We start from the raw sequence: 23,068 nt of genomic DNA, 5'->3' as shown, positions 1-23,068 counted from the left end.
GTTCTGTGCAATCATCCTGCACTTTCCCCGAGGAAGCCATTGCCGTGAGTGCGTGATGTTGGGGAGCGTGTGCGTACTGCCCGAACTACACCTGCAGTGTTATGTGCGTACTTGGGTGTCGGGTGGGGCTGGTGTGCGTAGTCACTGCATTGAGTCGCTGTACCACGCAGCTTGGTGGATTGTGTGCACTCTTTCCCAATAGTCTGCGCCAGACGAATGCGTCGGCTGCGGCGCAGCAGTTGGCTGCGGTCCCGACCCGACTTTCGGGCCGAGAGCATGCGTGCGCGCGAAACGCACCAATCCGGCGTAGAGCACCACTTCTGCACGAAAGGTGATGCTCTACGCCGGATTGATGCTTCAAGCGGTGCCGCATCACGCGCCCTGCCCCGCCCGTATCAACCAAAAGGATGACTCCAGGACCAGCCAAGTCCCCGATGCCGCAGCACCCCAAAGCGGCTTTGCTGGAATCATGGCAAAATCTGGTTCTCTAGCGCACGCGCTCACTTCAAAGCGCGGCGCGCGCATCTCGCTCGTCGCGGTGCTCGTCGCCGTGATCGCACTCTTCGGTCTGCTCTCGGGTTTCGAGGCTCCCGGCGGCAACGCCCAGGCGGCCCCGAACTCTGAGTCCGCGCAGGCGCAAGACCTGCTCGCGACGTTCCCCAACGCCGACGTGCAGCCCGTGCTGGTCGTCGCTACCCGCGATGACGGTGCCAAGCTGAACGCACAGGACCAGCAGGCGCTCACAGACCTCACCCCCACGCTCGAAGCAGCGGTGGGCGATCAGGGCCCCGATCAGGCCGCGTCTGGCCCGCTCGTAAGTGACGACGGCATGGCCGGAATCATGGTCGTGCCCCTCACCACGGGCGACAGCAACACCGAGACTGCGGGCACCATTAAGGAGCTGCGCGCCGCCATCGCCGACAACGCTCCCAGTGGCCTGACCCTGGAGGTGACGGGTGGTCCCGCGTTTGGCGCCGACGTTGCCGCTTCCTTCGAGGGCGCCGACTTCACGTTGCTCGCTGTCACGATCCTCATCGTCGCGATCCTGCTCATCGTGACCTATCGCTCGCCGGTGCTGTGGCTCGTCCCGCTTGTGGTGGTCGCGTTCTCTGACCGCCTGGCCAGCCTCGCCACGAATGCCCTCGGTGGCGCCCTCGATTTGCAGTTCGACTCCGGCATCATCAGCGTGCTCGTGTTCGGCGCGGGTACCAACTACGCGCTGCTCCTCATCTCGCGCTACCGCGAGGAGCTGCTGCTTACCGACAATCACCGAGACGCCCTCGCCGCCGCCTGGCGTGGCACCGCCCCCGCGATCCTCGCCTCCAACGTCACGGTCGTGCTGTCGCTCGCGACCCTCATGTTCGCCGTGATCCCCGGCACCCGCGGCCTCGGCCTCTCGGCCGCGCTCGGCCTCGTCATCGCCCTCGCTGCGGTGCTGTTCGCGCTGCCGCCGCTGCTCGCCGTGTGCGGACGCCGCGTGTTCTGGCCCTTCGTGCCGCGCCCGGGTCAGGCCCCGAAGCGCGCGAGCGGGTGGAACCGGATCGCGTCAGCCGTCGTGCGCCGCCCGGTGCGTGCCCTCGTCGCGGGCGGGCTGCTGCTCGCCATCATGGCAACGGGGCTCGCGGGCACCACGGTGGGGCTCAACCAGGTCGAGAAGTTCCGCGTGCAGTCGGAGTCAGCGACGGGCCTTGGGACCCTCTCCCAGCACTTCCCGGCGGGCGAGGCCCAGCCCACGATGATCGTCGTCAACTCGGCACAGGCGCCCGACGTGGTGGCCGCGGTCAAGGACGTCGACGGTGTGGTGCGCGCGCATCCCGCCGGCGAAACTGCCGACGGGGCCCTGACCAAGGTCATGGTGACCGGCGAGTACGCTCCGGGAACGCCCGAGGCGCTGGCGCAGGTGGAGCAGCTGCGTGAGATTGCCCATGCGGTCCCGGGTGCCGACGCACTCGTGGGCGGTGGCGTTGCCACCGACGTCGACGCGCGCGCCGGTAACGACCGCGACTTCTTGGTGATCGCGCCTCTGATCTTGGGGGTGAGCTTCGTCGTGCTGCTGATACTGCTCCGCTCGCTGGTCGCCCCCGTGCTGCTGCTGCTCACGAACGTGGCGAGCGCCGCTGCCGCGATCGGGGCGGGTGCCTGGCTCAGTCGGGTCGTATTCGATCAGCACGCGCTTGACCTGCAGGTGCCGCTGCTCGCGTTTCTGTTCCTCGTCGCGCTCGGCATCGACTACACGATCTTCCTCGTGCACCGGGCCCGCGCCGAGGCCGAGCAGCACGGTACCCGCGAGGGCATGGTGCGCGCGGTCACCCACACGGGTGCCGTCATCACGAGCGCCGGCATCGTGCTTGCCGCTGTCTTCGCAGCGCTCGGCGTGCTGCCCCTCGTTACCCTCGGCCAGCTGGGTCTCATCGTGGGCTTCGGCGTGATTGTTGACACGCTGGTCGTGCGCACCGTGATCGTTCCCGCGATCTTCGGGCTGCTCGGTGACAAGATCTGGTGGCCGGGCCGCGGCGGCAAGCACGACGCACGACCGGGCGTCTCGGCAGGGGATACCCAGCCCGACGACGCCCCGGCACCCGAGCTCGCGGGCGCGGCCCGGTAACCCGGCAGCCCGATAGCCCGCACAAACCACACAGTCGGTGCCGAGTAGCGCAGAATAAGGAGCATGGACATGGTGACGTCGCTTCCCGGGGCCCGGGGCGCAAGCCGGCTCGGCCCCGCATCGGGCACGGCCCGCGCTATGCGCGTCGGGCAGCACGTGATCGCGCTCGCGCTCACCGCCATCGGGGTGGTGCGCGCGGTGAGCGACGGCACTGACGTCGCGGCGGCGATCGTTGCGGGCGCCGCTGTGCTCGCCTGGCACACCGCCGGTGCGCTGCTGCCGGCCAACGGCCCACGCTGGATCGCGACCTGGTGGCTCATTGGGTTTGCGGCGGTGTGGGGTGCCGCCGTCGCGGTGTCAGCGGAGTTCGTCTGGCTCGCGTTTCTGCTGTGGCTGCTCGCGGGGCATCTGCTGCCGATGTGGTGGGCGCTGGGGTTCTCGGCGCTCGTGTATGCGGTCGTCGTGGTCGCTCCGGTGTTGCACCACGGCACCACGAGCTACGCCAACATCTTCGGGCCCCTCATTGGGGGGATCTTCGCGTTCGGCATCTCACGGGGGTACCTGCAGCTGCTGCACGACGCGGCCGAGCGTGAGGCGCTCGTCGATTCCCTCACCCAGGCCCGCCACGAGGCCGAACTGCTGCAGGGCGAGCTCGCTCTTGCCCAGCGGCAGTCGGGGGCTATGGGCGAGCGCGCCCGCATCGCCCGGGACATTCACGACACGGTGGCCCAGGGCCTCTCGTCCATCAGGCTGATCGCCCACGCGGCCTCGGGCGCGACGGCTGCTCGCGGGCCCGAGGCGGTGGGATCCGGATCGGCCCCCACGCCCCCGGGCGGCCCCGGGGGCGTGGCTCTTCCGTCGGCATTGCCTGGCCCGAGCGATGCCGCGCCTGGCGCGCTCGAACGCATCGAGCAGCTCGCGGGCGAGAGTCTGGGCGATGTGCGCCGCATCATTGCCGCGCTCACCCCGGCTGAGCTCGAGGCCAGCGCGCTCTCGGAGGCGCTCGAGCGCCTGGTCGGCCGGTTTGCGCACGATCACTCGTCGGCCCTCCGCGCACAACTGCATGTTGACGAGGCATTGCCGCACCTGCCGGTTGGCGTTGAGGTGGCGCTGCTGCGCGTCGCGCAGTCGGCGCTTGCGAATGTGCGCCAGCACGCCCAGGCAACCCGCGTCGATGTCACGCTGTCGGCCGCGGGCGGCGGCGTGCGGCTTGACGTGCGCGACGACGGAATCGGGTTTGCGGCGGAACGGTGGCCGACCGAGGCTGCCGCGTCGGGCAGCGCGAGCTACGGCCTGCGCCTCATGCGAGAACGCCTGCACGACCTAGGGGGCGGGCTCGACATCGAGAGCGCGATCGGGGAGGGCTGCGCCATCAGCGCATACCTGCCCCTGGCCGCACCAGCCGCTTTAGCCTCAACCGTCCACACCAACGCCCCTGCCAGCCCTACACTTTCAGGTGAGCCAAACGAAGGAGCCGCCCAGTGAGCGTGCGCGTGATGCTGATCGACGACCACCCGGTGGTGCGCAGCGGCCTGCGAGCCGTGCTCGAGGCCACCGGACGTATCGAGGTTGTCGGAGAGGCCGCAACGGGCGAGGAGGGCGTACTGCTCGCCCAATCGCTGCAGCCCGATGTGGTGTTGTGTGACCTGCGGCTGGGATCCGGCATTGATGGCATCGCAGCGACCAAACAGCTGCGCGCGCTTTCCCCGGCCCCCGCGGTGTTGATGCTCACGACCTTTGACCGCGATGCCGAGCTGATTGGTGCGATCGAGGCGGGGGCGGCGGGCTACCTCCTCAAGGATGTCGCGCCCGAGACGATCATCGAGGGCATCGAACGGGCCGCAACAGGGGGCTTGTTCTTGCCCGGCGACCTGGCCGCCCGCGTGCTCAGTGGCATGCGGCAGCCGCTCCCCAAACTCACGGAGCGCGAGGTCGAGGTGCTGCGGCTTACCGCGACCGGTGCGACGAACCGCGAGATCGCGCGCGAACTGTTCGTGTCAGAAGCGACCATCAAGAGTCACTTGTCGCATATATTTGGAAAATTAGAGGTCGATAGTAGGTCGAGGGCGATCCGAGTCGCCGAAGACGCAGGGCTGATTTAGCGCGACCACGGCGGTCACGCGAGACAACACCGACGGGACGGGGCGCCATGACATCGCGGGATCAACAGACCAAGGATACGCGCGCGCCCGGTCGCCGCGATTGGCTATCGCTCGCCGTGCTCTCCACGGGCCTGGGCATGATCGTGCTCGACGGCACCATCGTGGGCGTCGCGCTTCCCGATATCATCGCCGATATTCACCTCGACCTCACCGATGCGCAGTGGGTCAACAGCCTGTATGCGGTGCTGCTCGCGGCGCTGCTGCTATCGACTGGCAAGCTATCTGACCGGCTCGGACGCAAGCTGTTGTTCCTCATCGGCATCGTCGTATTCGTCGGCGGTAGCGTGCTCGCCGCCATGGCCGATGCCGCCGGACCGCTCATCGCGGCGCGCGCCGTGCAGGCCGTGGGCGCCGCGTTCATCATGCCGTCGACCCTGTCGACCGTGAACGCGACCTTCCGCGGCAAGTACCGCGCGGCCGCGTTTGGCGTGTGGGGCGCCGTGATCTCGGGCGCCGCCGCCGTCGGCCCGCTCGCGGGTGGCGCGCTCACGCAGTGGGCCTCGTGGCACTGGATCTTCCTCGTCAATATTCCGATCGGCGCGCTCGTGTTCATTGCGGCGCTCTTCACGGTGCGCGAGACCAAGAGCGGGACCGACCGACCCGGTATGGACGTCGACGGCGCGCTGCTGAGCGCGATCGGCTTTGGCGCGCTCGTGTTCGCGGTGATCGAGGGTCCGGATCTCGGCTGGTGGAAGCCCAAGGCCGATCTCACCGTGTTCGGGTGGAAGTGGTCTGAGTCGGCTCCCGTGTCGGCGGTGCCGGTCGCCTTCGCACTCGCCGCGGTCGCGCTCACGCTGTTCGTGTTCTGGGAGCGGCACCGTGAACGTGTGCAACGCTCGGCCATTCTCGACCTCGGGCTCTTCAAGTTCGGCACGTTCTCGTGGGGCAACCTGACCGCCGCGATGGTGGCGGTCGGCGAGTTCACGATCGTGTTCGTGTTGCCGCTGTACCTGGTGAACGCGCTGGGCCTCGACGTCATGGGGGCGGGCCTCGTGCTCGCGGGAATGGCGGTAGGCGCGTTCATGTCGGGCGCCGCAGCCCGGCACGTGGCGGCCAAGTTCGGCGCACCCGGCACCGTGTTGATCGGCCTCGGCCTCGAAGTGCTCGGCGTCGCCGGTGTCGCGCTCGTGCTGAGGCCCGACAGCTCGGGCTGGGTCGTAGCGGCCCCGCTCGTGATTTACGGCCTCGGGCTCGGGCTCGCGTCGGCGCAGCTGACGGGAACCGTGCTGCGCGACGTGCCCGTCGAGGTCTCGGGGCAGGGGTCAGCGACCCAGAGCACGGTGCGGCAGATCGGCTCGGCGCTCGGCACGGCCGTCGCCGGAGCTGCGCTCTCGGTGTCGCTCGCGTTCACGCTGCCGGCAGCGCTCGCGGGGGCGGGACTGCCGTCGGCGCAGGCCGATCAGCTGGCGTCGGCCACCCGGCAGTCGGCGGGCACCACGATCACGCAGTTGCGCGCTGAGGGCGCCGCGAGCAAGCTCGGGGAACACACGGATGCGGCTGTGCACGCGCTCGCGTCAGGATTCACCGATGCGACGCGGTTCTCGATGCTCGTTGGTCTCGTGTTCCTGGCGCTCGGGTTCGTCGGGGCGATGCAGCTGCGCCGCGCGTCGAAGTAGGCGCTGCGCCCTGAGCGCGGCCGCCGGTCCCAAGAGTGATTTGCAGAAGCGGTGGTTCGTGATCCTGAGCGTGAGCCGCCTAGGGAATCTGCTCAGAGGCCTGCTGCACGAGTGGAAGCACCCGGTTTCTGAAGTGGCTCGCCAGGGTGAGGCGCGTCGAGACCCGCAGAATGCCGTCGGTGTTTGAGATCAGGTCGAGCACGCGCTGCAGATCGACGGTCGACCGCGACACTACGGTGGCCATCATGTCGAAGTCACCCGTGATCGTGTGCAGCTCGAGCATCTCGGGGATGAGCGCGAGGCGCTCGGCGATCACGTCGTGACTGATGGTCTGCCGCACCTGGATGATGCAATACGTGCGCAGCGGGTATCCGAGGGCCGCGGGCTCAATCGAGGGAGCCTCTGAGGCGATGACGCCCTTGCTGCGCAGCTTGTCGAGCCGGCTCTGCGCGGTGGCGCGGGCGACGCCCAGGCGCCTTGCGCACTCGACGATCGAGATGCCCGCCTCGGCGCTCAGCAGCTGAATGAGCCGAGCGTCCAATGAATCGATCTGCAATTCCACCTCGTTGTTCGCCACAGTCGTCCTCGTATTCAGTCTCAATATTATTCAGTTCGGTCGTGGAGAGTGCGTGGCGCGCCCCGGTGCCCGGGAGTGGGCCTCGCGGGCCGGGCGGCGCCGCAGGCGTGATCCGGATCCCGCCCAACGCACGGATCCCGCGAAACGCACCCAGAAACCCGGGTTTCTGAGGTGGCTTTCGCGGGATCGGTGCGTGACGCGTGGGCTTAGCTAGGCGAGCAGCGCGCGATCGTCGAGCTGGGCGCCCTTGATCTTGGCGAACTCCTCGAGCAGCAGCGGCACGGTGAGCTCGCGCTTCTGTTCGGCGTTCGCCTCGAAGACGATGCGCCCCTCGTGCATCATGATGAGCCGGTTACCCAACCGCAGCGCCTGCTCCATGTTGTGCGTCACCATCAGGGTGGTGAGGCCGCCGCTTGTCACGATGCGCTCGGTCAGATCGGTGACGAGGGCGGCGCGCTGCGGATCGAGCGCAGCCGTGTGCTCATCGAGCAGTAGAATGCTGGGCTCGGTGAACCCCGACATCAGCAGCGAGAGCGCCTGGCGCTGGCCGCCCGATAGCAGCCCCACCTTGGCGGTGAGCCGATTCTCGAGCCCCAGCTCGAGCGACCGAAGCTCCTCGACGAAGCGCTCGCGGCGCTCCTTGGTGGTGCCGCGCTTGAGCCCGCGGTGCTTGCCGCGCAGCAGGGCGAGCGACAGGTTCTTCTCAATCGTCAGGTCGGGCGCGGTGCCCGCCATCGGATCCTGGAACACCCGGCCGACGTACCTGGCGCGCTGGTACTCCTGCAGCTTGGTGACCGGTTTGTTGTCAATGGAGATCTCGCCGGTATCCACGATGTACCGACCGGCCACCGCGTTGAGCAGCGTGGACTTGCCCGCGCCGTTTGAGCCGATGACGGTGACAAAGTCACCCTGCTCGAGCCGCAGGCTGACGTCGACAAGGGCCTTGCGCTCATTGATGGTGCCCGGGAAGAAGGTCTTGGAGATGTGATCGATGTTGAGCATGCTCTAGCTACCTTCCTTAAACGGGAATCTTGACGCCGGTCGTCGCGGAGACGTCCGGTTCTCTGGGGGGATCCTGCGAGGGCTTTCGATTGCCGCGCTGATTGAGCGAGGGAATCTTCTTGAGGAACCCCCAACGCGGCAGCAGCAGGGCCGCCACGACGAGCACCGCGGTGACCGCGCGCATGTCGTTCGGGTTGAGGCCCGCGATCAGTGCGAAGAAGATGATGAGTCGGTAGAGCACCGATCCCACGAGCACCGCAAGGCTGGCCATGAAGATGTTGCGCTGACCGAGGACCGCCTGGCCGAGGATCACCGAGGCCAAGCCGATCAGGATCAGGCCGATGCCCATGCTGATGTCAGCAAACCCCTGGTACTGCGCCACCAGGGCGCCCGCCAGTGCGACGAGACCGTTCGACAGGGCGAGCGTGAGGATCTTCATTCCGTCGGTATTGACACCGAAGCTGCGGATCATCTGCTCGTTGTTGCCGGTGGCCTGAATCGCGAGCCCCAGGTCGGTCGACAGGAACCAGTCGACCAGCAGCTTCAGAGCGAGCAGCACCACCGCGATGACAAGCACCGCGAGCCAGGTCTTGCCGATCCAGCCGGCCTCGCGCAGTGGCGTGAAGAGGGTGTCCTCGCGCAAGAGCGGCACGTTCGCCATGCCCATGATGCGCAAATTGATGGACCACAGCGCGATCATGGTCAGAATGCCGGCGAGCAGTCCATCGATCTTGCCCTTGGTATGTAGCACGCCGGTGACGGCGCCCGCGATGAGCCCCGCTGCGGCCCCCGCGAGGGTGGCCAGCAGCGGGTTCTGACCGTTCACGATCATGGCTGCCGAGACGGCGGCTCCGGTGGTGAAACTGCCGTCGACCGTGAGGTCGGGGAAGTTGAGAATACGAAACGTCAGGTAGACGCCGAGGGCCATCACGCCATAGATGAGGCCGAGTTCGAGAGCTCCGATCACGGTCGTTACTCGATCGTGCTGTCAGCGCGGTCGACGAGCTCAGCGGGGAGCTCGACGCCGATGCGCTTGGCCGACTCGAGGTTGAGCACGAGCTGCAGCTCATTCGACGTCTCGACGGCCATCGTGGCGGGGTCTTCGCCATCCTTCAGGATGCGCACGGCCATCTCGCCGGTCTGCTTGCCCAGCTTCTCGTAGTCGATGCCGATGGTGGCGACTGCGCCGCCCTCGACGTGTGCCGCGTCGGCACCGACGACCAGAATGCCGCGCTCCTCGGCGACGCCGACGATGGCGCCGATGCCCGAGATAACGAGGTTGTCGCTTGGGGTGTAGATGGCGTCAACGTCACCCAGTGACTCGGTGGCCTGCTTGAGCTCGCCGGCGTTCGTCACGGTGGCCTCGACGATCTCGATGCCGTGGGTCTTGGCCGCCTCGCGGGCCAGCTCGACGAGCACCTGCGAGTTCACCTCGCCCGATGAGTAAACGATGCCGATCTTCTTCGTCTCGGGGCGAATCTCGGTGATGAGGTCGATCTGGTCGGCGACCGGGGTGAGGTCGCTCGTGCCGGTCACGTTGGAGCCCGGGGCTTCGTTCGACTCGACGAGATCGGCGGCGACCGGGTCGGTGACCGCGGTAAACAGCACGGGAACATCGGTGATGTTCTGCATGGCGGCCTGCGCCATCGGGGTGGCAACGCCGAGCACGAGGTCGACACCCTGCGTGGCGAAGGTCTGCGCGATGGTCGTGCTCGTGGCGACCTCTGCGTTGGCGTTCTTCACGTCGAACTCGACGGTCTCGCCCTCGACGTAGCCGGCATCGATGAAGGCCTGCTTGAAGCCCTTCGTTGCGGCGTCGAGGGGCGGGGCCTGCACAAACTGGCCGATGCCGATCGTGACCTTTTCAGCGCCGCCGGCGCTTTCGTTGTTGCCGGCGCTGGGCGAGCAGGCGCTCAGGCCGAGCGCAGCGGTCGCGGCGAGGGCCGCGAGGGTGAGCAGTTTGCGGGGAAGGCGGTTGACGGTCATTGTCATTTCCTCATTCGAAGGTGGCTTTCGATCTGCGAGCCCGAATTGGCGCCAGATGCGGAAGCACTGCGGGTGAACAGCACTGTCCAGGCCTCGATCGTAACGAGACCATTTGGTGCGTTGCCACTCGTCGGGCCGCGCATAGACAGATGGTGCATTTGCGCAAGTGAAATCGGAGAGGTGGTATGCAAGCTGTATAGCGATTTGCGTTCGTGGGGGTGCGAGTGTTTCAGGGCCGGTGCCCTCCGTTACGCTCACATCGACTGCCCACAGCAAAGGAACTCCATGCGATTTACCGTTCAAGACGACGTATTCGATGCACTCGGACCAGCCTGCTTTGGGGTGATTGTGGTCTCGGGGATCGACAACTCGGCGCCGAATCCGAAGGTCGGGGCGCTCCTCACCGAGAGCGTCAGTGAGTGCACGGCGGCGCTGGCCGACACCGACGTTCGCGCCCATCCATCGGTTGCCCGCTACCGTGAAGCATTCACGGCGATGGGCATCAACCCCAACAAGTTTCAGTGCTCGATTGAAGCGCTGCTCTCGCGCATCGCCAAGGGCAAGGGAATGCCCAGCATCAACACCGTTGTTGACCTCGGCAACGCCGTTTCCCTGCGTCACCGCGTGCCCATCGGGGCGCACGACATTGACTCGACCGCGGGTGAGCTCGGCATTCGTCTCGCGCGCACCGGCGACGAGTTCATTCCGTTTGGGGCGACGGAGCCCGAAGAGGTCGCGCCCGACGAGGTCGTGTACGCGGCAGGCTCGTCGGTGCGCACCCGGCGGTGGATCTGGCGTCAGAGCGAGACGGGCAAGATCGGCGCGCACAGCACCAACATCCTGTTTCCCATCGACGGGTTCTCTGACGCCAACGAGGCGGCGGTGCGGGCGGCGCAGCACGACCTGGCCACCACGCTGCGCGAGCTGGGCGACTGGCAGGTAGACACGGGCTGGGTGGACACCCACACTCGCGCATTCTCGCTGTAGACGGCAGAGTGCCCGAACCCCGTCGGGGCCCGGGCACTCGCTTACCTGCGCTAACTACACCGCTGCTGGCTGCGCCGCAGCGATCGTGCTGATAGCGGCCACGACGCGACCCACATCGGTCGCATCCCCGCTCGAGATCCTGATCCCCTCGCCCGGGAACACCCGGGCCACGACCTTGCCCGATTCGAGCAGCTCGCCGAGGCTCACCGCTGTCACGCCCGCGGCGTTCTGATCGGGCACCCACACGAAGTTGGCCTGGGACTCGACGGGGTTGAGACCGGCGGCTTGGAGCGCATCGAACATGCGGCCGCGCTCGGTCACGACCTCCTCGATGCGCACAGCGAGCTCGTCCTCCGCCTGGAGTGAGGCGACCGCAGCGGCCTGGGCCAGGCTCGATACCCCAAACGGGACCGCGACCTTGCGCAGCGCCTCAGCCACCGCTGGCGGCGATACGGCGTACCCGATGCGCAGACCTGCGAGCCCGTACGCCTTGGAAAAGGTGTGCAGCACGGCGACGTGCGGGTGCCGGTGAAAGAGCTGGATGCCGTCTGCGCGGCTCGGCGTGCGATCGAAGTGCACGTAGGCCTCGTCGACGACGACGAGCAGGTTGTGCGGCACCGCGGAGATGAACGCCTCGAGCGCCTCGGCCGCGACCACAGTACCCGTCGGGTTGTTGGGGTTGCAGATGAAGATGAGCCGGGTGCGCGGGGTGATTGCGGCGAGCATCGCATCGAGATCGTGGGCGGCGTTATCGTCGAGGGGAACTTCGACGGGAACCGCGCCAGCGATGCGCACCAGCGACGGGTAGGCCTCGAACGAACGCCAGGCAAACATGACTTCGTCACCCGGCTCGGTGGTCGCGTGAATCAGCTGCGCGGCGACCTCGACTGAGCCAGCACCGAGCGTGATGCTCTCGGCCTCTACCCCGAGGCGTTCGGCGAGCAGGCTGCGTACGGGAACGGCCGCAATGTCGGGGTAACGGTGGATCGTGCCGAGCTGCTGGGCGACGGCCTCAACTACCGCGGGGAGCGGGGGGTGCGGGGACTCGTTTGAGGAGAGCTTGCTGGCACCGGGGAGGGGTTGCTTGCCCTGCCGGTACGGGGGCACGTGCGTGAGGCTTTGACGAAGGTGGACCTGCATGATTCTCCAATGAACGCGGGCGAGACAGAAACGGCTCGATGTCTTGCACTGTATGGAATGGAATGAGGGTCATGCAAATGGAGGTGAAAGCGTCTGTCATCATGTACTCCGAGCATCCCCACACCGCAGGATGAGTGTGCAGTCTGTATACCCGAGATGCGAGGTCTACAGCACCGTGCAGAACGGGTGGCCCACGGGGTCGAGGTAGACATAGAACCCGTCGTGGGCCTCGAGAAACCTGCCGCCCGCGGCTCGCACCGTCGGGTCTGCCGCGGCGAGGTCTGCCACCCGCACGTCAAGGTGGGCCTGCTGGTCGCCATCGGTGCCCGGCCAACGGGGCGGCACGTAGCCCGGGCACGACTGAAAGCTGATGATCACGCCCGAGGCGAGCACGAGGTCGACCCACTCAACGTCAGTTTGGATCCGGCCCCCGAGCAGCGAGCGGTAGAACTCCGCGAGCGTCGCGGGGTCGGGGCAGTCGAGCACGACGCCGTATAGTTCGCCGATCATGGGGGCTCCTTTGCCTCGCAGGTCACGCCGTCGTGCACTCGCGGCGCTACCGGCGAGCGTACGCCCGTAACCTGGGGACCCAGCATCGCACCTCGGCCCGGTAGTCACGAAACTCCGCGCCAAACCGCTCCTCGAGATCCGCCTCCTCGTGGGGGCGCACGCCCCAGTTCCACACGAGCGAACCGGCGAGGGCATACGCGACCACGAGCCACGAACCCAGCAGTAGCCCCACCGCAACGCCCTGCGAGATGCCCGCGAGGGCCATCGGGTTGCGCACGAACCGGTACGGCCCGGCCACGACGAGCCTGCGCGCGGTGGCCGAGGGGAGCGGAGTGCCTTCGCCCCGGGTCGACATCGCGAGCGCAGACCAGATACCGAGCGCGCTCGCCGCCGCGAGCAGCGCGCCGCCCGCGATCCGGATCCAGGCGGGCACGGAAATTGCGAGCCCCCAGCGCTGCTCGAGCACGGAGATCACGAGCGGAATGGCCACCAGAAAGAGACCCCAGAAGATGACGATCTGCGCGCCCGTGGCAGTGGCATGCCGCGCCGCGCTGGCCGCCCGAGCCTCGCGAATACGTAGCGGCCCCGAGAGCATGAGCTCGGTCGGGATGCGGCCCCACACGAGGAGCAGGGCCGCGGCCGAGGTGCCGGCGCTCGCCGCGACCATGGCGACGACGCCCCAGCCCGCGAGGCCGGTCACGGTCGCATATCCCGCCAGCGCCACGGTGACGAGGAGCGTCCACGGCCATACCACCCAGACCGCCCAGCGCGCCCCGACAGCAACCAGCAAGGACGCGATCGCGAAGAGAGGTACGTCGAGCGCGCCGACGAGCACCGGATCGAGGCTGCCCAGCGTCGCGGTGCGTACTGCTTCGACCGCAAATACGAGCAGCCACCAGGCACCCGCGGCGGCGGCCTGCACCGCGAAGTACCCGCGGGCGAGGGAGGGCGAGTAGGGCGACACGGCATCAGTTTAAGCGGTGTCACCAGAACGTTATGGACGCTTCGAGAGGTGCGCATTGGTGCAATTGCGCCAAAAAACACGCCTGCAACAGCCCTGGTATTGAGCGGGGTAGATACTCTGTAGTCAAGTGACCAATGCGGGGTACTACACTCAAAACGACATCAACACCAGGGCGACCTGGTCTTCCCAATTGAGAGGGATCAATGAAGATTCGCTACGCGCTTCCTGCCATGGCTGCAGCCGCGCTGCTCACTCTGACCGGTTGCACCAACACTGATGGTGCAACGCCAACCGACAAGCCTGCAGATTCGGGCACCTCGACCGTCAAGGTCGACGACGCTGCCGTCGCTCTGCTGCCCGCAGAGGTCAAGGACTCGGGCGAGCTGCGTATCGGTACCGATGCCGAGTACCCGCCCAACGAGTACAAGGACGCCGACGGCAACCCCATCGGCTGGGGTGTCGAACTCGCCACTGCGGTCTCAGAGAAGCTTGGGCTCGCGCCGAAGTGGGAGATCATGGGCTTCGACAGCATCATTCCTCGGATCCAGGAGAACGGGCTCGACATGGGCTCCTCGTCCTTCACGGATACGAAGGAGCGACAGGCGTCGGTTGACTTCGTCAACTTCCTGAACGCCGGTAGCCAGTGGGCCGCACCTGTCGGCTCTGACGTCGACCCGAACAACGCCTGCGGTCTCACGATCGCGGTCCAGGCGACGACCGTGCAGGACACGGAGGAGATGCCGGCACGCTCGAAGGAGTGCACCGACGCGGGCAAGGAGCCCATCGAGGTACTGCGCTTTGACGGCCAGCCCGAGGTGACGCAGTCCGTGATCGACGGCCGCGCCGCCGCGTTCTCGGCTGACTCGCCCGTGACCGGCGACGCTGTCGCAAAGCTGGGCGACAAGCTCGAGCTCGTGGGCGAGCTGTTCGATGCCGCGCCCTACGGATTCGCAACCCAGAAGGACAGCGACATGACGAAGGCCGTGCAGGCTGCACTGCAGTCACTCATGGACGACGGCACCTACGTCGAGATCCTCAAGAAGGCTGGCATCGAGTCAGGTGCGCTGACGACGGCGACCATCAACGCGGGCGAGAACTAAGCGGCCGGTCAAGGCGCTATGTCTGAGAACCGGATGGAGGGGGCGGGGCCAGTAACCCCGCCCCCCACCGCTCACGCGGCACCCGAGGCGATCCAGGCGATTAAGTTGCGCCACCCCTGGCGTAACACGTTCGCCGTGGTGATCGTGGTGATCGCCGTGTTGTTCATCTACGACGCCGCGTTCAATCGCCCCGTCTTCAACTGGCCTGAGGTAGGCAAGTACCTGTTTGACACCCGCATCCTCGAGGGTGCCTGGGTCACGCTGCAGCTGACGGTCTACTCCATGATCATCGCGATCGTCTTGGGTATCACGATTGCCGTGATGCGGCTGTCACCCAACCCGGTCGTGCGATCCGTCGCGTGGGTGTACCTGTGGCTGTTTCGCGGTACGCCCGTGTACGTGCAGCTCGTCTTCTGGGGCCTCGTGCCGATCATTTACAAGTCGATCTCGCTGGGGGTTCCGTTCACGGAATTCGTCGCGACGATCGAGACGAAGGATCTGCTCAACTACTTCACGCTCGCCGTCATCGGCCTCGCGCTGAACGAGGCCGCCTATATGGCCGAGATCGTGCGTGCGGGTCTGTTGTCGGTGGACAAGGGGCAAGACGAGGCCGCCATCGCGCTGGGACTGGGCTGGGGCCATACCATGACCCGGGTCATTCTTCCCCAGGCCATGCGCGTCATCATTCCGCCGACGGGCAACGAGGTCATCTCGATGCTGAAGACGACATCGCTGGTTGCGGCCGTCCCGTTGACGCTCGACCTGTACGGCCGGCAGCGCGACATTGCAGCCGTCACCTACCAGCCGGTGCCGATGCTGATTGTGGCATCGATTTGGTACCTGCTGGTGACGTCGATCTTGATGGTCGGTCAGTACTACCTAGAGAAGCACTTCGCGAAGGGCGTCGACCAGCGCCCCGATGTGATGAAGCCGAGCGTCGCGACGTCGTCGATCACAGTCATGGGTGTCGAACACGACCCGACCCCCACCTACCCGAGCAAGGGCGGTGGCAGAAACATTGTGCCGCCGCATGAACGGCCCGGAGGAGGCGGAGCATGAGTGAGTCAACCAAGAGCACGCCCATGGTGAAGGCCGAGGCGCTATCGAAGGCCTACGGCTCAAACGAGGTGTTGAAGTCGATCTCGCTCGAGGTCAAGCGCGGGGAGGTGCTGTGCCTCGTGGGCCCGTCGGGCTCGGGCAAGAGCACGTTCCTCCGCTGCATCAACCATCTCGAGACGATCAATGCGGGACGCCTGTGGGTCGACGGCGAGCTGGTGGGATACCGCCAGCACGGCGACAAGGTGTACGAGATGCACCCCAAGGAGGCGGCGAAGCAGCGGCGCGACATTGGCATGGTGTTTCAGCGCTTCAACCTGTTTCCCCACAAGACCGCGCTCGAGAACGTAATGTTGGCGCCCACGCTGCTGAAGAAGGGCTCCAAGGCGACGCTGCAGACGCGCGCGATGGATCTGCTGGCCCGGGTGGGGCTTGCCGACCGGCACGACTACTACCCGGCGCACCTGTCGGGCGGGCAGCAGCAGCGCGTCGCGATCGCGCGTGCGCTCGCGATGGACCCGAAGCTCATGCTGTTTGATGAGCCCACCAGCGCGCTCGACCCCGAGCTCGTCGGTGAGGTGCTCGACGTCATGAAGGGCCTCGCCGAGAGCGGCATGACGATGATCGTCGTGACGCACGAGATGGGCTTTGCTCGCGAGGTCGCCGACAAGCTTGTCTTCATGGACGGCGGCGTCGTCGTGGAAGAGGGCGATCCCGCTGAGGTGCTGTCGAACCCGCAGCGCGAGCGTACGAAGGCCTTCCTCTCGAAGGTGCTGTAGCGCCCGTTTCATCTCGGGTCCCAGGATCCGGATCGGTGCCCTTCGCAGATTCTCTGCGAAGGGCACCTTTCTTGTTTAGGGAACGATACGCTCGATGGAGTCGGTGCCGACGTGATGCGAGGGGGCAGCAGTGAGCATTGTCGATGTGGCCGTATACCTTGAGGGGAAACGCGTCTCAGGGCCCATCACGATTCCCGAGGCGGCCGCGAGAGCGCGGGCTACGGGTGGATTCGTGTGGGCGGGGCTGCTGAATCCGAGCGGCGCTGAGATTCAGGAGCTGGGCGAGGTCTTCGGGCTCCACCCACTAGCGCTCGAAGACGTGTCGCTTGGGCACCAGCGTCCCAAACTTGAACGCTACGACGACACCGCATTCGTGGTGTTGCGTCCAGCACGCTACATCGAAGCGGATGACCTGGTGGAGTTCGGAGAGCTCCACGTGTTTGTCGGGCCGGGGTTTGTGGTGTCGATCCGGCTCGCTGAGCGCCCGAAGCTTGCGGGGGTGCGTGAGGCCCTCGAGGGCCGCCCTGAGGTGCTGAAGCTTGGGCCAGCGAGCGTGCTGCACGCCATCGTCGACCGGGTGGTCGACGAGTACGAGCCAGTGATGCTCGGCATTGAACAGGCGCTCGATGAGATCGAGGACGAACTGTTCGATGGCGACGGCAGTAGCCGTGAGCTCGCCCGCCGTATCTACCTATTGTCGCGGGAGGTGGTCACGTTTCAGCGTGCCACGAAGCCGCTGCTCGAGACGCTGCGCGACCCGTACCAGCTTGAAGCCGTGGGGCTGCATGAAGTCGAGCTGCGACACTCGCTTCGCGACGTGGTCGACCATCTGATTCCGATCTGCGACCGCATTGACAACTATCGCCAGCTGCTGCAGAACGTGCTGAGCGTGCACCTCAGCCTCGCGACTCAGGCGCGCGAGGAGGAGATGGCGCAGATGACGCAGACCAGCATCGAGCAGTCTGACTCGATGAAGAAGATCTCGAGCTGGGCGGCCATCATCTTCGCCCCGACGTTGATCAGCGGAATCTACGGGATGAACTTTGCCAACATGCCCGAGCTCAGATGGGGCATCGGCTACCCGCTGACCATCGCGGTCATGCTCGGATTCGCGGGCACGCTCTACGTCATCTTCAAGCGCAAGAACTGGTTGTGACGCGGGGCAACGCCACTAGGCGTTGACGCCCAGATCCTTCTTGATCTTGGTGGTCGAGACGCCCTCGGTTCGGTCAAGGTAGATGACCTCGCAATAGTCGCGCAGCACCTCGAAGCGCGGGTCGCCCTCCCAGTCGCCGCCCATGACCACGGCGTCGATCTCATACTTCTGCACGTCGCGGATCTTCTGGTCCCACGCCTGCTCGGGGATTACGAGATCGACGTAGCGGACGGCCTCGAGCATATTCTTGCGCGTCCCGAAGTCGTGGTAGGTCTTCTTGCCCTTGCCCTCATTGAATTCCTCGGTCGAGGCGGCAACGACGAGGTAGTCGCCCAGCGCACGGGCTCGGCGCAGCAGCCGGATGTGACCCCAGTGGAGAAGGTCGAAGGTGCCGTAGGTGAGGATCCGCTTCATTCCTCCATAGTAGAGTCCGCGCTGTCCAAATGCAGAGTTCCTGCTGTGAGCCGCCTCCCTCGGGCCGGTCACCCCTTTCAGCTTCGGGCCCTCAAGCGTAGGCTGTGAATACGGGTCAGCGACGACGCGACCCCTTTTGAAGAAAGGGAGGCCACGATGCAATTCTCCGAAGAACCTCGGGTTCCTGACCACGATTCAGACCCCGCGCACACCCCCGGCGACGGGTGGGTTGATGAGGGCGGTGCTTCGCACCTGGGCCCGGCGACCCACATCTACTCGGCAAACGAGGGTGACGATGCAGACGCTGACGCCGATACGGACACCGCCGACACCGATGATTCCGATGATCCGGAGCGTGATCTGGGCCGCAGTTAGGCACCAGACCGCGGGTTATTGATCTGGATCAGCCGTGGCCTCGGGCTTCAGTGACGCCCGTGAGGCCATGACGCCACACACGAGCACACCCAGCGAGGCCACCGTCAGCAGCGCGACGATGTTTGCCCAGCTCCATCCGAGCTGGGCAAACAGTCCGAGCAGTAGGGGCCCGCTCGCGGCGATGAGATAGCCCACGCCCTGGCTGACCGCCGAGAACGACGCGGTCTGCGCTGCGCTCGGGGCGGTGAACACGATGAGTGCGATGCTGAGGCCGAAAGCGGCGCTCTGCGCGATGCCGAGCACCGCCACCATGACCGGAGCGAGTGCGAGCGGGCCGTAGGCCAGGCCGAAGAGGCCGGTGGCCGAGAGCAGCCCGACCGTCACGATGAGCGCGGTGCGCAGGTTCGCGCGCCCCGCGAGCGTGGGAGCGAGCAGCGAGGCGGGCAGCCCCGCGATGCTCATCCAGGCGAGCAGCAGGCCGGCCTGCACCGGATCCATGCCGCGATCGGCCGCGATCGTGGGCAGCCAAGCCGTGAGCGAGAAGTAGATGAGCGCCTGGCACGCGAAGAACCCCGTGACGGGCCACAGGCCGCGGGCCTTGAATACCGAACCGGCCGGGGCTTGGATCGCGCCGGGGCGCTCGGGCCCCTCGCCCTTCAGCGCCGGCACGAACCCGAGGGTGACGCCCAGCGCGATGAGCAGCGGAATCGCCCAGCTCGCGAGGGCGATCGCGGTGTGCTCGTTAACGAGCGTGAACACGGGGACGGCGAAGGCGGCCCCGGCTGCCGCGCTTGCCCCGAATGCGGTCGTGTACACACCGGTCCAGAACCCACCGCGCTTGGGCAGCGAGCGCCGAATCACCTGGGGCGCCAGGATCCCGATCAGCGCGATCGTCGCCCCGATAATGACGGTGCCGCCAAACAGCAGCGGTGTGTTCAGCGGGCGCACGAGCGTGGCGAATGCAAGGGTCGCCAGCAGCACGGTGAGAGCGCGCTCGAGGCCGAGGCGGACCACGAGCCACGGTGCGAGCGGCGAAGCGAGGCCAAACAGCAGCACGGGGATCGAGCTGAGCGCGGCGAGCCCCGACTGTCCAAGCCCGTAGTGCTCACCAATGTCGCTGAGCAGGGGGGAAACCGAGGTGATGGGAAACCGTACGCTGAGGCCCATTGCGAGAATGAGCGCGCCAGCGGCGATGCCCCGACGGCGGCTAGTGCTGCTCATCGAGCAGCCGTTCCTGCTGCTCGAGGACCCCGAGGGCCGCGGCCTGAGCGGCATCTGGATCCTGCGTGGCAATCGCGCGCAGGAGGGTGACGTGCATATCGGCACGATCCGGATCAGTGCCACTCGCGAGGCATGACGCGTCGGTGACGGACTCGCGCAGCGAGCCATCGAAGCTCGCGTAGATGCCGGCGAGCAGGCGATTGCCCGACGCGTTGGCGATGCCGAGGTGGTACGCAACGTCGGCCTCGGCGAACGCGGCGGTGTCACCCGCCTCGATCGCGTCCCGTCGGGCCGCGAGGAGCTGGGTGAGTCGTTCAACGTCTGACTTGGTGCGCGAGATCGCTGCCTCGCGGGCAGCCAGTGCGTCGAGGGCCCGGCGCACGCGAATCACCTCGCGGCTGTCTGCCGAGTCGAGGGCGCGCCGAAGGGCGACCTCGGTCGGATCGGTCGCGATGACGTAGGTGCCGTCACCCTGCCGGGTCTCGAGCAGCCCGACCTGGACGAGCGCCCGCACTGCTTCTCGTACCGACGGCCGGCTGACGCCGAGTGCCGTGGTGAGCTCTGCCTCTGAGGGGACTCGGTCGCCTACGACCCAGTTGCCCTCGCTGATTTCGCGCTTGAGCTCGTCGACGACCGTGTCTACGAGGGAGCGTTTCTGAATTGGTCTCACGTGAAACATCCTTGCAGATTGAACTAGTTGTATGGTTATCATATGTCTGACAAGTGCTTCGGTGCCAGCTTCAAAGTGAGCAGCGCGGCAAACTACCTCGAGAAAGGGTCCCAATGACGGTGACACCTCAGGCCTCCCGGCTCGCAATGCCGGGCCTCGTCGATGCGCATATCCACCCGGACAAAACGTCGTGGGGCGGGCCGTGGATGTCTCGCCGCCCAGCCGCGACGCTCGCCGACCTCATTGAAAACGATCGAGCGACGCAGTTCGACTTCGAGCTCACCGTTGAAGAACGCGCATACGCTCTATTGTCGAACGCCGTGGCGAACGGAACGCTCGCGATGCGCGCGCACGTCGACATCTCGAGTGAGATCGGCACGACCCACGTGGAGGGCGTGCGTGCGGCGGCCGACCGGCTGAAGCCGTTCCTCGATGTGCAGATCGTCGCGTTCCCCCAGTTCGGGCTGCTGACCGACCCCGGCGCGCTCGATTCGATGACCGAATCGCTGAAGGTTGGCGCAGACCTCGTCGGCGGCATCGACCCCGTCGGCGTCGAGGGAGACCTCCACGGCCACCTCGACGCGATCTTCGGGCTCGCCGACCGCGCCGGGCGCGACCTCGACATCCACCTGCACGACGGCGGTGAAGAAGGACTCGCCGAGATCCGCGAGATCGCCCGCCGCACGATTGCGGGCGGAAGACAGGGGCGCGTATCCATCGGCCACGCGTTCGCGCTGTGCGACGAAGCGCTGCCGAGCCTGGGGGAGACCCTCGACGCGGTCGCGGAGGCTGGCATTTGGATCGCGACCTGCGCGCTCGGCCCCGATCCGGTGCCGAACCTCGAGCGGTTCGAACGCCACGGAGTGCAGTTGGCCGTCGGTTCCGACGGGGTGCGAGACTCCTGGAGCCCGTTCGGCAACGGCAGCATGGTCGACCGGGCCCACCTGCTCGCGTACCGCACCGGCGCGATCACCGATGCAGAGCTCGAGCGGGCCTATCGGCTCTCCTCCACGGAGGGCGGCAAGATGCTCGGGATCGAGGATCTCGCGACCTGGAACGGTGCCGAGTCTGCGACGCGTCTCGAGTTCGATGCTGTGAACACCGCACAGCTCGTCGTCGATCGCCCCGCACCCGCACGGGTGATCCGGGCCGGCCTCGAGCTGCCCGCCCTGCCCTAACTTTCCTCACTCACCCCGCCGGGGCAACTCGGCCAACGCTTTCGCAGTACCTCATCTCACGCGCCCCGCGCGAACGGAACAAAGGAGTCCCCGTGTTCAAACGATCCCTCACACTGGTCGGAGCCACAGCAGTCGCTGCGCTCGCCCTCACCGCCTGCTCAGGGGGTGCCCCTATTACTTTTGTCAAGCGGCAAGTGCATGATCGGCCTGGTAAAGCGACCCGTCTCGGAGCATCGCGAAGAGAACGTCACAGCGTCGCCTGGCGAGCGCGATGAGGGCTTGGTTGTGTCGTTTTCCCTGCGCGATTTTCCGGTCATAGTAGGCGCGCGAGACTGGGTCGCGGAGCGCGGCAAAAGCTGACAGGAACAGGGCACGTTTTAGGACCCGGTTGCCGCGCCTGGATGAATGCTCGCCGCGGATCGAGGACCCTGATCTTCGAGTCACCGGCGCGAGCCCGGCGTAGGGCGGCGAGCTGCTCCGCGAGACGTGGGAGCACCAGCGCGGCAGCGTTCGTGCCGACCACGACGACCGTCTGCGCGTGTAACGCCTCAACGATGTCGACTGCTAGACGGCTCCCCATCCGCGGCGCGAGCTTTGTGAGGCGCGCTGCTAAACGAGTGGTCCCGGCTTTCTGCATCGCAGCCGGTGTGGGGTAACGCAGCAACAGGTCGAGCACTGCCGGATGGTCAAGGTGCGGGCCGATCACACGCTCGAGAGCAGGATGAATCTGGGTGAGGAGCCCGCGCACACGGTTACTTGTCGCGGTGATTTGACCGAGGACGTCGTCATCAAATCCACACAGCATCGAGAGCTCTGCGACCGATTCGTCCGCCATTTGAATGGACCGCAGCGCGTGCGGAAGGGTCCTCGCTGCTTGAGCGATGATCGCGGCATCTCGGGCGTCGGTTTTTGCTTCGCCGGGGTGAAGGTCAGCGATGCGGCGCATCGCGAATCCGGGGAGGTATCCCACGAGCACACCCTCAGCCTGGGCAACCGCGATCGGGAGCGCCCCAATGGTGGCGGGCTGGTCGACGATGACGAGCACCAGGCCGTGCCGTTTGAGCTGCTGAAGGACGGCTCGCATTTTCGTTTCATCGTTGGGTAATGGTTTGTCGAAGAGGGTTTTGCCTGCCCGGTTCAGGGCAACGGCGTGGTGTTCGCCTTTGCCGACGTCGATGCCGACGAACACGTCGACGTTGTCGTAGTTCTCGATCATGACTGCTCCGTCCGTTGCTTCAACGGTGTCCGTGTTGCTGGCATCGTGTCTCGGCATCCACGTTACGGACGGCCCTGGAAATAGTTCCCGGCCGAGCCCCTATTAGCGATCACTCGACGCCCTTCAGGCCCGGTGACAACACCCCCGGATCATGGATGACTGGGGGCAATAACCATGCCGGGCCTGATTGGCCACCACCCCTCCAGTTTCATACTGAATGGGCTCATAAACAAGGTAACGGGGCATGCGCAAACTCCTTTGTTCTGGTGCAGGTCGCGCCGGTGGGGCAATCCGTTGAGAATTGTATGCCAAAAGCCGGCTATCCAAAAATTGAACGGCTGTATTGCTGCGCAT

21 protein-coding genes and 1 pseudogene are annotated in these 23,068 nt (G+C 66.3%); 11 read left to right on the top strand and 11 right to left on the bottom strand.

From position 1 onward, the window contains the following. The first annotated feature begins 469 nt into the window (after positions 1-469). The 4 genes from C795_RS0104910 to C795_RS0104895 all read left to right on the top strand — a co-directional run bounded on the left by C795_RS0104910 (position 470) and on the right by C795_RS0104895 (position 6,383). Complete coding sequence (locus C795_RS0104910) at positions 470-2,605, top strand: MMPL family transporter (RefSeq protein WP_017792646.1); 2,136 nt, start codon at positions 470-472, stop codon at positions 2,603-2,605. A gap of 69 nt (positions 2,606-2,674) precedes the next feature. Further along, the gene (locus C795_RS0104905; RefSeq protein ID WP_017792645.1) at positions 2,675-4,090 is read left to right on the top strand and encodes a sensor histidine kinase; all 1,416 of its coding nucleotides are present in this window, start codon (positions 2,675-2,677) and stop codon (positions 4,088-4,090) included. Continuing rightward, positions 4,087-4,707, top strand: coding sequence for a response regulator (locus C795_RS0104900; RefSeq protein ID WP_017792644.1), 621 nt, complete (start codon positions 4,087-4,089; stop codon positions 4,705-4,707). Before C795_RS0104905 ends, C795_RS0104900 begins: the two co-directional genes overlap by 4 nt. 47 nt (positions 4,708-4,754) lie before the next feature. Next, positions 4,755-6,383, top strand: a complete 1,629-nt coding sequence (locus C795_RS0104895) for a DHA2 family efflux MFS transporter permease subunit (protein WP_017792643.1) — start codon at positions 4,755-4,757, stop codon at positions 6,381-6,383. A gap of 79 nt (positions 6,384-6,462) precedes the next feature. On the opposite strand, the gene C795_RS0104890 is transcribed toward C795_RS0104895, so the two are convergent. The 4 genes from C795_RS0104890 to C795_RS0104875 form a co-directional block, all read right to left on the bottom strand. After that, positions 6,463-6,960, bottom strand: a complete 498-nt coding sequence (locus C795_RS0104890) for an Lrp/AsnC family transcriptional regulator (RefSeq protein WP_017792642.1) — start codon at positions 6,958-6,960, stop codon at positions 6,463-6,465. Between the two features lie 210 nt (positions 6,961-7,170). Continuing rightward, positions 7,171-7,962: an ABC transporter ATP-binding protein gene (locus C795_RS0104885; protein WP_017792641.1), complete on the bottom strand. Its 792-nt coding sequence runs from the start codon at positions 7,960-7,962 to the stop codon at positions 7,171-7,173. A gap of 16 nt (positions 7,963-7,978) precedes the next feature. Further along, a complete protein-coding gene (locus C795_RS0104880; protein ID WP_017792640.1) occupies positions 7,979-8,929 on the bottom strand; it encodes an ABC transporter permease in 951 nt (316 codons plus the stop codon). Positions 8,930-8,934: 5 nt separating this feature from the next. After that, complete coding sequence (locus tag C795_RS0104875; protein WP_017792639.1) at positions 8,935-9,948, bottom strand: ABC transporter substrate-binding protein; 1,014 nt, start codon at positions 9,946-9,948, stop codon at positions 8,935-8,937. A gap of 285 nt (positions 9,949-10,233) precedes the next feature. Between C795_RS0104875 and C795_RS0104870 the strand changes: the two genes are divergently transcribed. Next, positions 10,234-10,935, top strand: a complete 702-nt coding sequence (locus tag C795_RS0104870) for a B3/B4 domain-containing protein (RefSeq protein ID WP_017792638.1) — start codon at positions 10,234-10,236, stop codon at positions 10,933-10,935. Between the two features lie 54 nt (positions 10,936-10,989). Here the strand turns inward: C795_RS0104870 and hisC are convergent, their stop codons facing one another. The 3 genes from hisC to C795_RS0104855 all read right to left on the bottom strand — a co-directional run bounded on the left by hisC (position 10,990) and on the right by C795_RS0104855 (position 13,549). Beyond that, complete coding sequence (hisC, locus tag C795_RS0104865; protein ID WP_017792637.1) at positions 10,990-12,075, bottom strand: histidinol-phosphate transaminase; 1,086 nt, start codon at positions 12,073-12,075, stop codon at positions 10,990-10,992. Positions 12,076-12,240: 165 nt separating this feature from the next. After that, positions 12,241-12,585 carry a VOC family protein gene (locus C795_RS0104860; RefSeq protein ID WP_017792636.1) on the bottom strand — a complete coding sequence of 115 codons (345 nt, stop codon included), beginning with the start codon at positions 12,583-12,585 and terminating at the stop codon, positions 12,241-12,243. A 46-nt stretch (positions 12,586-12,631) separates the two neighbouring features. After that, positions 12,632-13,549 carry a methyltransferase family protein gene (locus tag C795_RS0104855; protein WP_017792635.1) on the bottom strand — a complete coding sequence of 306 codons (918 nt, stop codon included), beginning with the start codon at positions 13,547-13,549 and terminating at the stop codon, positions 12,632-12,634. A gap of 203 nt (positions 13,550-13,752) precedes the next feature. Between C795_RS0104855 and C795_RS0104850 the strand changes: the two genes are divergently transcribed. From C795_RS0104850 to C795_RS0104835, 4 genes are all read left to right on the top strand, one after another. Continuing rightward, complete coding sequence (locus C795_RS0104850; RefSeq protein ID WP_017792634.1) at positions 13,753-14,649, top strand: ABC transporter substrate-binding protein; 897 nt, start codon at positions 13,753-13,755, stop codon at positions 14,647-14,649. A gap of 18 nt (positions 14,650-14,667) precedes the next feature. Next, positions 14,668-15,708: an amino acid ABC transporter permease gene (locus C795_RS0104845; protein ID WP_026139457.1), complete on the top strand. Its 1,041-nt coding sequence runs from the start codon at positions 14,668-14,670 to the stop codon at positions 15,706-15,708. After that, positions 15,705-16,484, top strand: coding sequence for an amino acid ABC transporter ATP-binding protein (locus C795_RS0104840; protein ID WP_017792632.1), 780 nt, complete (start codon positions 15,705-15,707; stop codon positions 16,482-16,484). Before C795_RS0104845 ends, C795_RS0104840 begins: the two co-directional genes overlap by 4 nt. 130 nt (positions 16,485-16,614) lie before the next feature. Continuing rightward, entirely contained in the window at positions 16,615-17,640 is a 1,026-nt protein-coding gene (locus tag C795_RS0104835) for a magnesium and cobalt transport protein CorA (protein ID WP_017792631.1), read from the top strand. Between the two features lie 15 nt (positions 17,641-17,655). Here the strand turns inward: C795_RS0104835 and tagD are convergent, their stop codons facing one another. Further along, positions 17,656-18,054 (bottom strand): glycerol-3-phosphate cytidylyltransferase, encoded by a 399-nt coding sequence (gene tagD, locus C795_RS0104830; RefSeq protein WP_017792630.1) that lies wholly within the window; start codon positions 18,052-18,054, stop codon positions 17,656-17,658. Between the two features lie 156 nt (positions 18,055-18,210). Between tagD and C795_RS0104825 the strand changes: the two genes are divergently transcribed. After that, a complete protein-coding gene (locus C795_RS0104825; protein ID WP_017792629.1) occupies positions 18,211-18,429 on the top strand; it encodes a hypothetical protein in 219 nt (72 codons plus the stop codon). Between the two features lie 15 nt (positions 18,430-18,444). Here the strand turns inward: C795_RS0104825 and C795_RS15255 are convergent, their stop codons facing one another. Further along, positions 18,445-19,650: an MFS transporter gene (locus tag C795_RS15255; RefSeq protein ID WP_017792628.1), complete on the bottom strand. Its 1,206-nt coding sequence runs from the start codon at positions 19,648-19,650 to the stop codon at positions 18,445-18,447. Further along, the gene (locus C795_RS0104815; RefSeq protein ID WP_017792627.1) at positions 19,637-20,320 is read right to left on the bottom strand and encodes a FadR/GntR family transcriptional regulator; all 684 of its coding nucleotides are present in this window, start codon (positions 20,318-20,320) and stop codon (positions 19,637-19,639) included. Before C795_RS0104815 ends, C795_RS15255 begins: the two co-directional genes overlap by 14 nt. A gap of 113 nt (positions 20,321-20,433) precedes the next feature. Here C795_RS0104815 and C795_RS0104810 point away from each other — a divergent pair, with 113 nt between their 5' ends. Next, entirely contained in the window at positions 20,434-21,498 is a 1,065-nt protein-coding gene (locus tag C795_RS0104810) for an amidohydrolase family protein (RefSeq protein ID WP_017792626.1), read from the top strand. Between the two features lie 183 nt (positions 21,499-21,681). Here the strand turns inward: C795_RS0104810 and C795_RS16265 are convergent. Then, positions 21,682-22,714: pseudogene (locus tag C795_RS16265) on the bottom strand (IS110 family transposase). Positions 22,715-23,068: the final 354 nt, after the last annotated feature.

The organism is Leucobacter salsicius M1-8 (assembly GCF_000350525.1).
Lineage (GTDB): Bacteria > Actinomycetota > Actinomycetes > Actinomycetales > Microbacteriaceae > Leucobacter > Leucobacter salsicius.
This window is presented reverse-complemented; position numbering and strand designations above follow the sequence as displayed.